This is a genomic window from Pseudomonas sp. (assembly GCF_037994325.1).
In the GTDB taxonomy this organism is placed as follows: Bacteria; Pseudomonadota; Gammaproteobacteria; order Pseudomonadales; family Pseudomonadaceae; genus Aquipseudomonas.
Genome location: NZ_JBBNAH010000612.1, coordinates 1 through 14737, shown reverse-complemented (window position 1 = coordinate 14737; position 14737 = coordinate 1). Strand labels below are relative to the sequence as shown.

Sequence of the window (14737 nt, the reverse complement as noted above, 5' to 3'; positions counted from 1 at the left end):
GTTTTGGGCCTCCAAGCGGGCGCGGTAGTCGTTGGTGATGCGCTCGGCGTTGGCCAGTTGCGCCTTGGTCGGCAACAAGCCGGCGCGGTTAAGTTCGGCCCAGCCGTAGAACTGGCAGGTGGCGAGTTCGACAAAGTCGGCTTCCAGCTCAAGGCACAGGTCGATGATGCGTTCGATGCTGTCGATATTGTGCCGGTGGGTGACGAAGTTCAGCACCATCGGGTAGCCGTGGGCCTTCACCGCGCGGGCCATGGCCAGCTTCTGGGCGAAGGCCTTTTTTGAGCCGGCGAGCATATTGTTCACCTCCTCGTCGGCGGCCTGAAAGCTGATCTGGATATGGTCCAGACCCGCTTCACTGAACTCGGCGATGCGCTTTTCGGTGAGGCCAATGCCGGAGGTGATCAGGTTGGTGTAGTAGCCCATATCGCGGGCGGCTTTGATCAGCTCAGCCAAGTCTTGGCGTACCAGCGGTTCACCGCCGGAAAAACCCAACTGCGCGGCGCCCATTTCCCGCGATTGGCGAAACACCTCAATCCACTGCGCAGTGGTCAGTTCCTTACCCTGCTTGGCGAAGTCCAAGGGGTTGGAGCAGTACGGGCATTGCAGCGGGCAGCGGTAAGTCAGCTCGGCCAGTAGCCACAGCGGTGGGCCGGGGGGTGGCAGGCCAGGCTTAGCGCTCTCTACCTTAGAGAAAGTCGATCCAGAACTGAGCACTGGCCACCTCCATAAACGCGAAGATGTCTTCGTCGATGCCTGGCACATCCGGGAAGCGCGCACTCAGGTTGGCGATGATGGCGGCGACGTCGTGCTTGCCGTCGACCAGCTTGAAAATCTCACTGGCGCTGTCGTTGAGCTTGATCATGCCCTCGGGGTACAGCAGCACATGGCAGGCCTGCGCCGGTTCGTATTGAAAGCGGTAGCCACGGCGCAGCACCGGGATTTTATCCAAAGGCGTCATGACCGACCTCCGTAGGGTGTGCTGTGCGCACCAAGCGATCCATCGGCGTAGGCAATGGTGCGCACAGCACACCCTACGGTTTGCTTGCGCGTCATACGGCGATCCCCCGGTGCCACACATTGGCCTCGGTTACCGTGTGATACGGCGGGCGTTTGAGTTCGTAGGCCATGCTCATGGCATCGAGCATGGTCCAGAGAATGTCGAGTTTGAACTGGAGGATTTCCAGCATGCGTTGCTGGCTCTCGTAGGTGGTGTAGTGCGCCAGGGTAATGCGCAGACCATGCTCGACATCGCGGCGCGCTTGTTTCAGGCGGGTGCGGAAGTAATCGTAGCCGGCAGGGTCGATCCAGCTGTAATGCTGCGGCCAGCTGTCCAGACGCGACTGGTGAATCTGTGGGGCGAACAGTTCGGTCAGCGAGCTACTGGCCGCCTCCTGCCAGTTGGCGCGGCGGGCGAAGTTTACGTAGGCATCAACGGCAAAACGCACGCCGGGCAACACCAACTCTTGCGACAGCACCTGCTCGCGGTCCAAGCCCACGGCTTCGGCCAAGCGTAGCCAGGCCTCGATACCGCCCTCCTCACCAGGCGCACCATCGTGGTCGAGGATGCGTTGCACCCACTCGCGACGGGTGTCGCGGTCCGGACAGTTGGCCATGATCGCCGCGTCTTTTAGCGGAATATTGACCTGATAGTAAAAGCGGTTCGCCACCCAGCCCTGAATCTGCTCACGGCTGGCGCGGCCTTCATACATCGCCACATGGAACGGGTGATGGATATGGTAATAGGCGCCTTTGGCCAGCAGCGCTTGCTCGAATTCAGCGGGGGTTAGGGCAGTCGGCATGGGGTGATCCTATTTATTGTTATCGACGCTGTATTGCTGGGTCTGGGGCGTCATAAATCTCCACACCTGGGTCCCCGCCTACGCGGGGACGACGGAGGTTTGGGTATATATCCCCGTCATTCCCGCGCAGGCGGGAATCCAGAATCTCGGGCAGAGCATCACGTTGCGCAGGATTCAAAGCTCGATACTCATGCCATCCCAGGCCACTTCAATTCCGTGCGCTTCCAGCACTGCCCGCTCGGGGGAGTCCACATCCAGAATCGGGTTGGTGTTGTTGATGTGGATAAGCACTTTGCGAGCTACGGGCAAACCATCCAGCACCTCGATCATGCCGCCCGGCCCACTCTGCGCCAGATGGCCCATTTCGCTGCCGAGCTTGTCTCCCACTTCACACACGCGCATTTCGTCGTCGCGCCATAGGGTGCCGTCGACCAATAGGCAATCGGCGCGCCTCATCCAACCAAGCAGAGCGTCGTCGACCTGGCCTAAGCCAGGGGCGTAAAACAGCGAGCGAGCGCTGCGGCTGTCCTCGATAAACAGGCCAATATTGTCGCCAGGGTGCGGGTTGCCCCGGTGCGGCGAATACGGCGGCGCGCTACTGCGCAGGGCAATGGCGGTAATGCGCAGGTGTGGGCAGGCGGCGATGCTAAAGGGCTCGCCGTCGAGGTTAATCAGGTGGTGCTGCAAGCCGCCGTTCCAGTGGCTGAGCATGGGAAATAGCGGGAAGCCGCTGCTGAGGTCTTGATGAACCATCTCAGTACACCAGACCTGATGCGGACACCCTTCTCGCAGGCTGAGCAGGCCCGTGGTGTGGTCGATCTGGCTGTCGAGCAGAATGATTGCGCCAATGGCGGTATCGCGCAGCTTGCGCGCCGGTTGCAGGGCCGGGAAAGATTCCAGCTGCACGCGGATATCCGGCGAGGCGTTGCAGAGAATCCACTGCTCGCCGTCATCACTCAGGGCGATGGATGACTGCGTACGCGGCTGCGCGCGCAAGGTGCCGGCGCGCACGCCACGGCAGTTGCGGCAGTTGCAGTTCCACTGGGGGAAACCACCGCCGGCAGCAGAACCAAGAATTCGGATAAACATAGGGCGTTCCCGATCAGACAGGCGCTTTGGCAGACAGGCACGTTGGCCAATGCCCCGGCGAACCGGGGCACGTTTACGCGACCAAGGCTCAACGATTGGCGAAGTACATCGTCACTTCAAAACCAATGCGCAGGTCGGTGTAGGCGGGTTTAGTCCACATGGGTCGATCCTCTTTTTATTAAGTGGGTACTGCGTTTACGTCGAATGCATTCGCCGGCTTTCACCGACAGCCTGAGTTAACCACCAGCACCACCCCCGCCGAATGCTACTTTCGAACGAGTTTTGGCCCTGATTTAGTAGCGCCGTTGCGACAACTGAATAACGGCCGTGCGACACCTGTGTCATCCGTGGCACACCGGCTGTTGCACCCCGTCCCTGCCCTGCACGCCTTGCAGCGCGCTGGCTCGGGCCTTTCGGGCCGGCATAAAACATTCGGCATGTCGCTTGCTGCATTTACAGCTATGCGACGGAAGGATGACTGCAAGAGGCAGACCAGAGGTCTATGGTTGCAACATCCGTTTCGTTAGCAGCCTTACAAAAACAACAGCCGAGCCGCTTTACCTAAGTCGCGACATCGGCCCCCAGGAGTTTCTATGCCTGTTCAAATGCCCTTGCATGCCGTGGAAACCAACGCCAGTGAACTGGCCGCCTTTGTTAAAGACCACTTCCCCGAGCGCGGCATCCGCCCTGACCGGGTGATTGCCGAGTCGCTGTACCGCAGCGTCAACCTGTACCAGCTCAACCCGCGCGCGGTGAACGTCAAACATATCCTCACCGCCGATGAGATTCGTCAGCACCAGGAGCAGCATCAGGAATACCTGGCCATCGCCAGCCAAGGCGTCACCGGGCTGTCCAAACGCGTGGTGCAGGCCGGCTTTGCCGTGCTGCTAAGTGACGAGCATGGCATCACCCTCGACTCGCGCCTGCCCAGTCAGCGCGACCCGTACACCCAGTCGGGGTTGATTGTTGGCGCGCGTTGGGATGAATCGGTGGCCGGCACCAACGGCATCGGCACCGCGTTGGCAGCGGCACAGGCGATGACCATTCACCGCGAAGAACACTTCCTCACCTCCAACTTTCGCCTCAGCTGTTCGGTGGCGCCGATCTTTGATGCCCAGGGTTTGCTGCGCGGTTGCCTGAACGCCACCAGCCTTAATAGCGACGGCCCGAAAGAAGCGCAGTACCTGACCCTGCAACTGGTGATCATGTATGCGCGGATGATCGAGAACTCGCACTTTCGCCAGCGTTACCGCGACTGCCTGACCCTGGCGATCAAACCGCGCGACGACATCACCGACCTGGCCAACGAACAGTTGCTGGCCATCGACGAAAGCGGCCGCATCATCGGCGCCAACCGCGCGGCCTTTGTTGCTTACGATCAGGTGCAACAGCAGGCACTGCTGGGCCGGCGTATCGACAGCCTGCTGCCGGCCAGCGTCGAGGAATTGCTCAGCATGACCAGCGGTGGCGCCCGTGGCGTGCAGATGCGCGCGTTGGTGGATGAAGCCTTGGTGGATGTTGGCCTACGCATACCTGCTGGCCGCGTGCGCCCGGCGCAGGTCGCCAGCCTGCCGGCTCGCCCCGCCGCGCAACAGCATCCGCAACTCGACCAACTGGGCGGCAACGACCCGCTGCTGCAACAAGGCGTGCGGCGCATTCGCAAGGTGCTCGACAAGGGCATCCCGATTCTGCTCACCGGCGAAACCGGCACCGGCAAAGAAGCCTTTGCCCGCGCCGTCCACCACGCCAGCGCCCGCCGTAGTGAACTGCGCGGCGATTCCGGAAAGCCTGATCGAAAGCGAGCTGTTTGGTTATCGCAGCGGCAGCTTTACCGGCGCTAACAAAAAAGGCCAGAAAGGCAAACTGGAACTGGCCAATGGCGGCACGCTGTTTCTGGATGAAATCGGCGATATGCCGGCGCATCTGCAAACCCGTTTATTGCGCGTGCTGGCAGAGCGGGAAATCTCACCACTGGGCGCGCAAACGCCGGTCGCTCTGGATGTGCAAGTGGTCTCAGCCACCCACCAGAACTTGGCCGCAATGATAGGCGCCAAACAGTTTCGCGAAGACCTGTTCTACCGCCTGAGCGGCATGACCCTACACCTGCCAGCGCTGCGTGAGCGCAGTGATCGGGCGGAGTTGATTGAGGGGTTATTGGCGGCGCAAACCGGGGCCGCGGGGTTGCGTTTGGACGCTGAGGCGCGGGGGCGGTTATTGGCCTATGCGTGGCCGGGGAATATTCGCCAGTTGTTGAACTGCCTACGCTATGCCGTGGCGCTGGCCGAGGCTGGGGTGATTGACAGTGACTGCCTACCGGCTGAGTTGCAGGGAGTGGCGGCGGCTTTGCCAACGGTTGCTGCGCCGGTGGCAGCGAGCAATTTGGCCGAACAGTTGGGCGGTGATGAGGTGCGGCATTTGTATGCAACGTTGAGGCAGCATCAGTGGAATATCACGGCGGCCGCCTCAAGCTTTGGTATTTCCCGGTCAACGCTTTATCGGAAGATGAAGCGGTATGGGATTGTGCAGCCCAATGAGGTGTTTTGAGCAAGGCTGACGCCCTGGGCGCAGTGCACTCGTAGGCTGTGCTGCGCGCACCGGCGTTTGATTGTTGGCCTTGTGCTGGCTTAGCTGCTTAGGTCTTCTCTTACCGCGTGTAAAGAAGACCTAAGCACCAAAACCCAAAGCAACTCAGCCCGAAAAGACATACCGCCGATCCAACGCGCTATACCCCAACCCAACGCCCTTATGCACCTTCAACTGCACCGGAATCCGCTCTTTAAGCGCCTCGACATGGCTAATCACGCCAATCATTTTGCCGCTGGCATTCAATGCATCCAGCGCATCCAACGCCACTTCCAATGTCTCCCCATCCAGCGTGCCAAAGCCTTCATCAAGAAAGAGCGAGTCAATGCTGGTCTTGTGGCTGACCAAATCCGACAACGCCAAGGCCAGCGCCAAGCTGACCAAAAAGCTCTCCCCACCCGACAAGGTTTTGCAGTCGCGAGCGACATCGCCCTGCCAGGTATCCAGCACTTCCAATTCCAACTCGCCGCTACCCCGCCGGGCCAGTTGGTAGCGGCCGTGCAAGCGCTGTAACTGCAGGTTGGCGAGGTACACCAGGTGGTCGAGGGTCAGCCCTTGGGCGAATTTGCGGTACTTGGCGCCGTCGGCCGAGCCGACCAGGCCGTTGAGGTGTTGCCAGAGGTCGTGCTCGTCCTGCTTGGCGCTGATTTGCGCAAACAAGGTTTGCTGCCCGGCCCGGCGCGCGGCGTCGTCACGCAGTTGCGCGCGAATTTCGCCTTGGCGACCGCTGAGCTGTTTGAGCTGGTCGCTGAGGTGGTGCAACTGGGCGTCCAGTTCGTCACGGCCTTGTGCGGTTTGTGGCGCGGCCTCCAGGGCAGCCACTGCTTGGCTGCTTGCCACATACAGAGCCTGGGCTTGGGTCTGGGCTTTCTCCAGACGGGTTTTAACGGCGTTCAATTCCGCCAGTTGCGCGTCGCTTAGCAAGGCGCTGAGGTAGTCCTGCTCATCGGCGAACGGGCTCGCGGCCAGGGCCTCGGTCCAGGTTTGCTGATGCTGTTGCAGGGTCGCTTGCCCCTGCTGCAACAGCTCGCTGAGGGTTTGCTGTTTGCCCAGCAGTTCGCTCACTTGCTGCATGGCAACTGAGTATTGCTGTTCAACCAGACTCAATGCCGCCACCGGCTGCGGGCTGATCGAAAGTTCATCGCGACTGGCCAGCCCTTGCTGCTGCCAGCGTTGTTGCCACAGCTCGCTGAGTTGGCTGGCGACGGTCAAGGCGTGCTGGGCATCGCGCAGTTGTGCTTGCAGCGCGTGCAGCTGTTGCTGACGCTGCTGATAGGTCGCCCACTCCTGCTTACGCTCGTGCAGCCAGCGCGCGCCATCGTCGGGCAAGGCATAACCGAGCTCGGCCAACGCGGCTGCCAGGCTGGCCTGCTGTGCCTGCTGTTGTTGCGCAAGCCGCGCCAGTTGCTGGTCGATATCGGCCTGTTGCAACCCATTGGCGTGTTGATCTTTGCCCAGCAAAGCCAGTTGCTGAGTGGCGTCGCGGTGCCCTGCCAACGCCTGTTGGCTGGCGGCGCGGGCGGCGTCCAGCGCGGCTTTCAAGGCGTCCAGCGGGGCGAGACGCTGCTGTACCTGACGCAGGTTGTCATCGTGACGCAGCTGTTCGGCGCGCAGGGCGTCGGCATCGGCGAGCGACAAGTGCAATTCGTCACAGCAACGTTGCCAGCGGTCATCCAAGCGCTCGGACTCTTGCTCGATATCGGCCAATTGTTGGGTCTGCTGCTGGATGCGTTCAGTGAGGGCAGCCAGCTCACTTTTCAGCGCTTCGCCGCGCTCACGCAAGCTTTCCAGCTCGGCCTTTTTCGCCTCCAGCGCCTGTTCGGTGGCCGAGCTATCCAGCGCTTGATAGGCCGCCACTGCCGGGTGTTCCAGCGACCCGCACAGTGGGCAAGGCTGTTGCGCCTGCAGTTGCGCGCGGTAGTCCTCAAGCTTACGAATGTGGCGCTCCTGCTCCAGCAGCTTTTCCTTGTCGCGAACCTGCTGTTGCAGCGCTTTGTATTGCTCACGCAGGGCATGCAGCCCCTGCTCGTGCGTGCTCTTTTGTTGGCCCAGCGCGGTCAAGTGGGTGGCGAGCTGATCGGCTTGGAACGTCAGTTGCCCGCTCTTCTCATCAATCTCATGCAAACGCTGCAAACCGTGGCCTTGGTTGCGCAGATGCTCTGCATACTCGCGCAGTTCGCTTTCGGCTTGACCGGCCAGCAGCTGTTCCAGCTGAGCCAGTTGCTCACGCTCAGTGGCCTGGGTTTGCAGCAAAATCGCCTGCGCGCTATCGGCTTGTAGCGTTACGGCCTGGATCTGTTCGCCCAGTAGCGCCGCGGCCTGTACGGCATTGTGCTTGCGCTGTTGCTGCTCACTCAGCGCCTCCAGCAGCTTGGCGTTGGCGGCCAATTGCGCTTCCCAGCCACTGAGTTTTTCACCCAGCAGACTCAACTGCGGCTGCTCAGCCAATTGCTCGCTCAGCGCTTGCTGCTGCGCATGCAGTTGGTTCACCTGGGTCTGTTGCGCAGAACTAATCTGCTGGCTCAACTGGCTGGCCTGCCACAGGCTGTGCTGCACCTGCTGGCTGGCGTGCTGTTGGGCCTGCTCAATGCTTTGCAGCTCCTGCGAGCGTTTTGCCACACCGTGCAGTGCCTGCTGCCACGCACTATGACTGGGTTGCAGTTTTAACGCTGGCGCGCAGGCGGCCAGGCGCGCCAGTTGCGGCTGGGCATCGGCTAACTGCTGCTGGGCCTGCTCCTGTTGACTACACGCCTGCTGTTGCTGCGCCTGCGCCTTGCCGAGGTCTTCCAGCCATTGGCGCTGGCGTTGCACCTGCTGCTGTTCGGCGAGCAAGCCGGCTTCCGCCTGGCCCAGTTGCTGACCTTCTGCCTCCAACAGCACACGCTGTTCATCGCTAAGCAACTCAACGCCTTCAGCCCTGGCGCGCAGTTGCCCCAGCTCATCACGCACGTCGCGAGTCTTTTCAAACACGCGCTTGGAAATCTGCCCGTAAATATCGGTGCCGGTCAGCTCTTCCAGCAGCTCGGCGCGCTGGTTGGCATTGGCTTCCAAGAAGGCCGCAAAGCCGCCCTGGGCCAGGAGCATGGACTTGGTAAAGCGCTCGAAATCAAGGCCCGTGAGGCTTTCGGTCAGGCGGTACTTCTCATTGATTTTGTCGCTGAGAATTTCACCCTCGCCGCTGGCGGCATCAACCTTGGCCAGTTCCACCTTGGGTGCCTGCAACGCCCCATCACTTTTGTCCCGCGCCCGGCGCTGACTCCAAAAGGCACGGTAACGCTGACCCTTCACTTCAAACTCGACCTCGGCCAGGCAGTCAGCGGTATGCCGGGTCATCAGTTCATTGGCGGTGGCCGACAAGCTGCTCATGCGCGGTGTGCGGTGGTACAGCGCCAGGCAGATGGCATCCAGCAGCGTGGTTTTGCCAGCGCCCGTGGGGCCGGTAATGGCGAACAGGCCGTTGTCTTTAAACGGCTCGGCAGTGAAGTCGATCTTCCACTCGCCTTTGAGCGAGTTAAGGTTTTTCAGGCGCAGGGTCAGGATCTTCATACGTCCTCCTCACGCAGTTGGCTGACCACTTGGCGATACAACCCGTGCAGGCGTTTTTCCAGCGCCTCGTCGAGGGTTTCGCTGCTTAGGCGCTGGGCAAATACATCGTCGGTGCTGAGTTCATCCAGGGTTTCTTTGGCACTGCCTTGCAAACTGGCTTGGGCGTTACCGCGCTCACGGCGGATGCGCAATACCTCCACCGGCAGGCCTTCGGTCATGGCCTGAATACGGGTTTGCAGGTCGCTTAAATAGTCGTCGGCACTCACACACACTTCCAGCCACACCGGCCGTTCAGCACTGCCTTGCTCTGCTGCTTCGGTGATCGCGCTTTGCAGCTCGGTCAGGTTGCCGCGCACCGACACCAGCGCCTGAGAACGCGGCACGGGCAGCGCGGTAATGCTGCGTAGCTGGGTGCCGGCAAACTCCACCAGCAGCACTTCTTTGCTCTGCTTGGCTTCATCGAAACTCAGGGGGATGGGCGAGCCACAGTAGCGGATATGCTCCAGCCCACCGACCTTTTGCGGCCGGTGAATATGCCCCAGGGCGATATAGGCCGCTGGCGGAAAGGCACTGGTAGGAAAAGCCTCCAGCGCGCCGACATAAATTTCCCGCACCGACTCACTGGCGCTGGCGCCCACGGTGGTGAGGTGGCCGGTGGCAATAATTGGCAGCTCGCCGCCCAGCTCTTCGCGACGTTGTTCGGCCAGGGCATAGAGCTGCTGGTAGTGGCTGTGAATCGCCTCCTGCAACGACAACTGTTTGTCTTGCGCGCTCTGCCCGGCCTGGCTGTGCATAACATCGCGCGGGCGGATAAAGGGAATGCCGCAGAGCAGCGCCGCAGGCTTGCCGTCACGGTCGTGCAGCACCAGCAGTTGCGCGCTGAGATCGTCCGCTACGGCAGGAATCACGCGGGTATTAAGGTGCGCCAGCAGGCTTTTGCTTTCGCCCAGCATGGCTACCGAATCATGGTTGCCGCCGAGTACCACCAACTGCGTACCCGTGGCGCGCAGGGCGACGATAAATTCGTTGTACAGCTCACGGGCGTAGCTGGGCGGCGCGCCGGTGTCGAAAATATCGCCGGCGATAATCAACGCATCCACGGCATGCGCCGCACATTGTTCAATCAACCATGTGGTAAAAGCCTGGTGTTCGGCTTGGCGGGTCTTGCCCATAAAATGCTGGCCAAGGTGCCAATCAGAGCTGTGCAGAATGCGCATCCCGGTTCTATTCTCGCAGTCTTCAAGGCGCCAACCTTGGAGCAAAGCGCCCCTGCTTGGCAAATCACAACGCGCTGTGGTGTCAGCGCTTCGGAGTTTGTGTCTATGTCTGCTGCCAGTTACATCGATTTGTTGATCAGCGATTGCGATGGCGTGTTGATCGACAGCGAAATCGTCGCCGAGCGCATGGTGCGCGAAGCCCTGGGCAAACGGGTGCCGCTGCACGAATTGGAAGTGGTGCTGCACGGCACCTTCGGCCTGCAAGCGCGCGATATTCTCGCCCGCGTGGAAGCGCACTTCGGCATCACCCTCGAGGAGCAGTTTATCCGCGAGCTGTACCACAACACCGGCGCAAGCATTCATGACCATGCCTTGCCGATTGCCGGCGCTCGCGACGCCTACCTGAATATCGACCTGCCGCTGGCCGTGGCCTCCAATAGTCACCTGGCTGGCATTGTGCATTCGCTGCAGCGCTGCCAGCTTACCGAGCGCGTCGACAGCGGCATTTTTAGCGCAGAACAGGTGGCTCGGCCCAAACCGGCGCCGGATGTTTACCTGCTCGCCGCAAAAACCGCTGGCGTGGCGCCACAGCGTTGCCTGGTGGTGGAAGACAGCAGCACCGGCGTCACCGCCGCGCTTGCCGCCGGCATGCGGGTAATCGGTTTTCTCGGCGCCAGCCATATCCCGCCTGAGCACGGCGAAACCCTGCGCCAATTGGGCGTGGAGCATGTGATCAGGCATATGGATGAACTGCCCGGGCTGGTCGAACGGCTGCGTCGTGAGCCGCCGCCCAATGTGCTGCCGTAAGCTTCCTACAGAGCCCGCCAAGACCGGTTCCGAACGTACAGAGGCGTAGGCAATTGCCCTTAATCGAAAGGAGAGAGGCGACTCTTTTTCACCGTATTTGATGACATAAACAACGTCGCAAACCCTCCTGCGGTTTGTCTCTTGCGCCACTCGAGCATGGCCACGTCCCGGCCGCTCGAGCATCACAATAATGGAGACTCATCAAATGCGCTTTCAGCACACAGCCCTTGCTCTGGCCTTGAGCCTGTCGCTTCTGCAAACCTCAGCTTTTGCCGCCCCACCGCTGTCGGTAAACAACGGTGTGTCCAACGTGACCCTGCTGGACAGCAATTCCTGGGTGGAGATCAACAAAGCGGCCTTTGAGCACAACATTCGCGCTCTACAAACCACCCTCGCCGGTAAGTCAAAAATCTGCGCCGTTCTCAAGGCCGATGCCTATGGCCATGGCATTGGCTTGCTGATGCCGTCGGTCATCAAAATGGGCGTGCCCTGTGTCGGCATCGCCAGCAACGAAGAAGCGCGCGTGGTGCGCGCCAGTGGTTTTACCGGGCAACTGGTACGGGTGCGCACCGCCACCCTGGGCGAACTGGAATCGGCGCTACCTTACAACATCGAAGAATTGGTCGGTAACCTGGAGCTCGCCACCAAGGCCAACGATATTGCCGGCAAAGCGGGCCGCCCGCTGCTGATCCATATTGCGTTGAACGCGGGCGGCATGAGCCGTAACGGCGTGGACATGAGTACCGGCTCAGGCCGGCTGGATGCGCAGTCGATAACAACCTTACCGAACATCAAAGTGGCGGGCATCATGACCCACTTTGCCGTTGAAGATGCCGCCGATGTGCGCAAAGGCCTGGCGATCTTCAACGCCGAAGTTGCCGATCTGATCCAGAGTTCCGGCCTTGATCGCAAGGCCATCACCGTGCACGCCGCTAACTCCTTCGCCACCCTGGAGGTGCCGGAATCGCGCCTGGACATGGTGCGCACCGGCGGCCTGCTGTTCGGCGACACCGTGCCGTCGTACACCCAGTACCAACGGGTGATGCAATTTAAATCCCAGGTCGCCTCGGTCAACAGCTACCCCAAAGGCAACACCGTGGGCTACGACCGCACCTACACCCTGCAACGTGACTCCAAACTGGCCAATATTCCCGTGGGCTATTCCGACGGTTATCGTCGCGTGTTTACCAACAAAGGCATGGTGTTGATCGACGGCCACCGCGTGCCAGTGGTAGGCAAGGTATCAATGAACACCGTGATGGTTGACGTCACCGATGAGCCATCGATTCAAGCCGGCGATGAAGTGGTGCTCTTTGGCAAACAGGGCAACGCGGAAATTACCCAAGCCGAAGTGGAAGACATCAACGGCGCCTTGCTGGCGGACTTGTACACCGTGTGGGGCAACTCCAACCCCAAACGGCTGATTAATGATTGGCCCGGCGCCGGTGATGCATCCACAGCTACACCGCAACCGCCCAGCCAATAGGGACCACACCCAGGGCAGCCGCCAATCCGTAGGGTGTGCTGTGCGCACCAGGGCGTTCTCCTCGCCTACCGCTAGGTGCGCGCAGCACACCCTACGAGCCCTGTTGTGCGTTACACGCCGTCGAGTAAATGGCTTATGGCGGTCTTGAGCTTCATTGGCCGCACTGGTTTGTGCATCAAGGTGTGCCCCAGTTCGCGCAGGTGCAGTTTCAGTTCGTTGCTGTAGTTGGCGGTGATCATCAGCGCCGGTAGCGGTGTGCTACGCCGGGCGTTAATGGCGGCCACGGCGTCGACGCCGTTGTGGCCGTCGTCGAGGTGGTAGTCGGCAATCAACAGGTCAGCGTCGGCGTGGAAGTTGTCCACTTGGCGGGCCAGGTCTTGTTCGGATAATGCCGTCACCACCTGGCAACCCCACCCTTCAAGCAAGGTGCGCATGCCGGCACAAATGGCCGCGTCGTTGTCCAGCACCCACACCCGCGAGCCTTGTAGGCGTTGCAGCAGGTGCTCGGAGTTATCCAGCGGTTCAGCGTTGGCCTTCGGCGCGCGACTGGCCTTGGGCACCTCAATGGAAAACAACGAGCCTTTGCCCGGCACCGAGGCCACGCGAATGCGGTGGCCGAGCATCTGCGCGATTTTGTCGACGATGGCCAGGCCCAAGCCGAGGCCGCGGTCTTGGTTATGCCGCTGCACATCGCCGCGTTTGAATTCCTGGAAAATCTCGCCGAGTTTGTCCCCGGCGATGCCCATGCCGGTGTCCCACACTTCGATCACCAGGCTCTGCCGTTTGCGCCGGCAACCCAGCAAAATGCGGCCCTTGGGCGTGTAGCGGATGGCGTTGCTCAGCAGGTTTCGCAAGATGCGCGCCAGCAGTTGGATGTCGCTACGCACCAGCGCCGAGCACGGCACAAAGTCCAGTTGCAGACCTTCCACCGCCGCCAGCTGGCGGTACTCCAGGGCCAGGTTATCGAGCAATTCGCCAACGGCGAACGGCGCGATATCGGGCTTGATCACCCCGGCATCCAGCTTGGAAATATCCACCAGGGTGCCCAGCAGGTTTTCCACATCCTCCAGCGAGTTGCTGATATTGCGCACCAGGGTTTGGCCATTGGGCTCGGCCCTTTCCAGCAACGCGCTGGTGAACAACCGCGCGGCGTTGAGCGGTTGCAGCAGATCGTGGCTGACGGCGGCAAGAAATTTGGTTTTCGACAGGTTGGCGGTCTCCGCTTCACGCTTGGCTTCGCGCAGGCGCAATTCCACTTGGCTGCGCTCGTCGATTTCCTGTTGCAGTTGGCCGTTAAGGCGGGTGAGTTCCGAGGTGCGTTCGCGTACCCGCTGCTCCAGATTCTGGTAGGCCTGGTGCAGTGCTTCGGCGGTACGCCGGCGCTCGCTGATATCGCGGATCAGCACAAAAATACCGACCACTTCGCCACTGGCCTGCCGGTTCGGTACGTAGGAGCGCAGCATGCAACGCTCCTGGCCGTTGCGGTTGGTTTCCACCACTTCAAAGGTCACGCTTTCGCCGTTTAGCGCCCGCTCGGTATAGGGCGCCAGGCAACGAAAATGCTCGTCGCTGTGCACCTCGCGCATGTTCTGCCCGAGCATGCCGCCGCTGGGCCAGTGGTACCACTCTTCATACACTTTGTTGGTGAATTCGTAGACCAAATCAGCACTGAGGTAGGCAATCAGCGCAGGCACATGGTCGGTGATCAGGCGAATCCAGCGCTCGCTTTCGCTAATGGCTTCGGCGTGGCGGTAGCGCTCGGTGATATCGGTAAAGGTGTTAACAAAACCGCCCGCCGGCATGGGATGGGTGCGCACTTCCAGCACACGACCATCGAACAGGCGCTGTTCCATTTGCTGCATACGCCGGCCTTTAGGGTCCAGCGTGTCAGGGGTAAGCAGACCCAGTTCGCTGTCTTCCATTACCTCGACAAATGCCCGGTGCGCCTCGATGGGCGCCAGGCCGCAGAGTTCGAGAAAACGGTGATTCCACAGTTCCAGCACACCGTCGGCATTAACCATGGCCACGCCCTGGGACAGGTTATCCACCGCCCGTTGCAGCAGCCGCGACTTCTGTGCCAAGGCCTGTTCGCGGCGCATGGTTTCGCTGATTTTCACCTCGGTGATATCGGTGTACAGAATCACCAAACCGCCCTCGCGGGCGGGCCGTTCACTGACTTGCATCCAGCGGCCGTTGTGCAGGCGATACAG

Annotated in this window: 11 protein-coding genes and 1 pseudogene; 4 read left to right on the top strand and 8 right to left on the bottom strand. The window is 60.9% G+C overall.

The features are described 5' to 3' along the window. The 5 genes from AAAB16_RS20430 to pqqA all read right to left on the bottom strand — a co-directional run. The coding region (locus AAAB16_RS20430) for a radical SAM protein (RefSeq protein ID WP_340664974.1) at positions 1 to 663 on the bottom strand (663 nt) is incomplete at its 3' end. 22 nt (positions 664 to 685) lie between these two features. After that, positions 686 to 958: a pyrroloquinoline quinone biosynthesis peptide chaperone PqqD gene (gene pqqD, locus AAAB16_RS20425; RefSeq protein ID WP_340664972.1), complete on the bottom strand. Its 273-nt coding sequence runs from the start codon at positions 956 to 958 to the stop codon at positions 686 to 688. A 91-nt stretch (positions 959 to 1049) separates the two neighbouring features. Continuing rightward, positions 1050 to 1799, bottom strand: coding sequence for a pyrroloquinoline-quinone synthase PqqC (gene pqqC / locus AAAB16_RS20420; RefSeq protein WP_340664971.1), 750 nt, complete (start codon positions 1797 to 1799; stop codon positions 1050 to 1052). 174 nt (positions 1800 to 1973) lie between these two features. Next, positions 1974 to 2888 carry a pyrroloquinoline quinone biosynthesis protein PqqB gene (pqqB, locus tag AAAB16_RS20415; protein ID WP_340664970.1) on the bottom strand — a complete coding sequence of 305 codons (915 nt, stop codon included), beginning with the start codon at positions 2886 to 2888 and terminating at the stop codon, positions 1974 to 1976. Positions 2889 to 2976: 88 nt separating this feature from the next. Beyond that, entirely contained in the window at positions 2977 to 3048 is a 72-nt protein-coding gene (gene pqqA / locus AAAB16_RS20410) for a pyrroloquinoline quinone precursor peptide PqqA (RefSeq protein WP_003243383.1), read from the bottom strand. Between the two features lie 433 nt (positions 3049 to 3481). On the opposite strand from pqqA, the pseudogene AAAB16_RS20405 reads away from it, so the two are divergent. Together AAAB16_RS20405 and AAAB16_RS26540 are read left to right on the top strand one after the other, a co-directional pair. Next, positions 3482 to 5005, top strand: a pseudogene (locus AAAB16_RS20405) (sigma-54-dependent Fis family transcriptional regulator); the annotation flags it as partial. Between the two features lie 154 nt (positions 5006 to 5159). After that, positions 5160 to 5432 (top strand): helix-turn-helix domain-containing protein, encoded by a 273-nt coding sequence (locus AAAB16_RS26540; RefSeq protein ID WP_369335451.1) that lies wholly within the window; start codon positions 5160 to 5162, stop codon positions 5430 to 5432. Between the two features lie 144 nt (positions 5433 to 5576). On the opposite strand, the gene AAAB16_RS20400 is transcribed toward AAAB16_RS26540, so the two are convergent. Beyond that, a complete protein-coding gene (locus AAAB16_RS20400; protein WP_340664969.1) occupies positions 5577 to 9017 on the bottom strand; it encodes an SbcC/MukB-like Walker B domain-containing protein in 3441 nt (1146 codons plus the stop codon). Continuing rightward, the gene (gene sbcD / locus AAAB16_RS20395; protein WP_340664968.1) at positions 9014 to 10234 is read right to left on the bottom strand and encodes an exonuclease subunit SbcD; all 1221 of its coding nucleotides are present in this window, start codon (positions 10232 to 10234) and stop codon (positions 9014 to 9016) included. Before sbcD ends, AAAB16_RS20400 begins: the two co-directional genes overlap by 4 nt. Before the next feature lie 105 nt (positions 10235 to 10339). Between sbcD and AAAB16_RS20390 the strand changes: the two genes are divergently transcribed. Together AAAB16_RS20390 and alr are read left to right on the top strand one after the other, a co-directional pair. Next, positions 10340 to 11041, top strand: a complete 702-nt coding sequence (locus AAAB16_RS20390; RefSeq protein ID WP_340664967.1) for an HAD family hydrolase — start codon at positions 10340 to 10342, stop codon at positions 11039 to 11041. Between the two features lie 205 nt (positions 11042 to 11246). Then, positions 11247 to 12527 (top strand): alanine racemase, encoded by a 1281-nt coding sequence (gene alr, locus AAAB16_RS20385; RefSeq protein ID WP_340664966.1) that lies wholly within the window; start codon positions 11247 to 11249, stop codon positions 12525 to 12527. Between the two features lie 110 nt (positions 12528 to 12637). Here the strand turns inward: alr and AAAB16_RS20380 are convergent. Beyond that, a partial coding sequence (locus AAAB16_RS20380) for a NahK/ErcS family hybrid sensor histidine kinase/response regulator (RefSeq protein ID WP_340664965.1) occupies positions 12638 to 14737 on the bottom strand: 2100 nt, incomplete at its 5' end.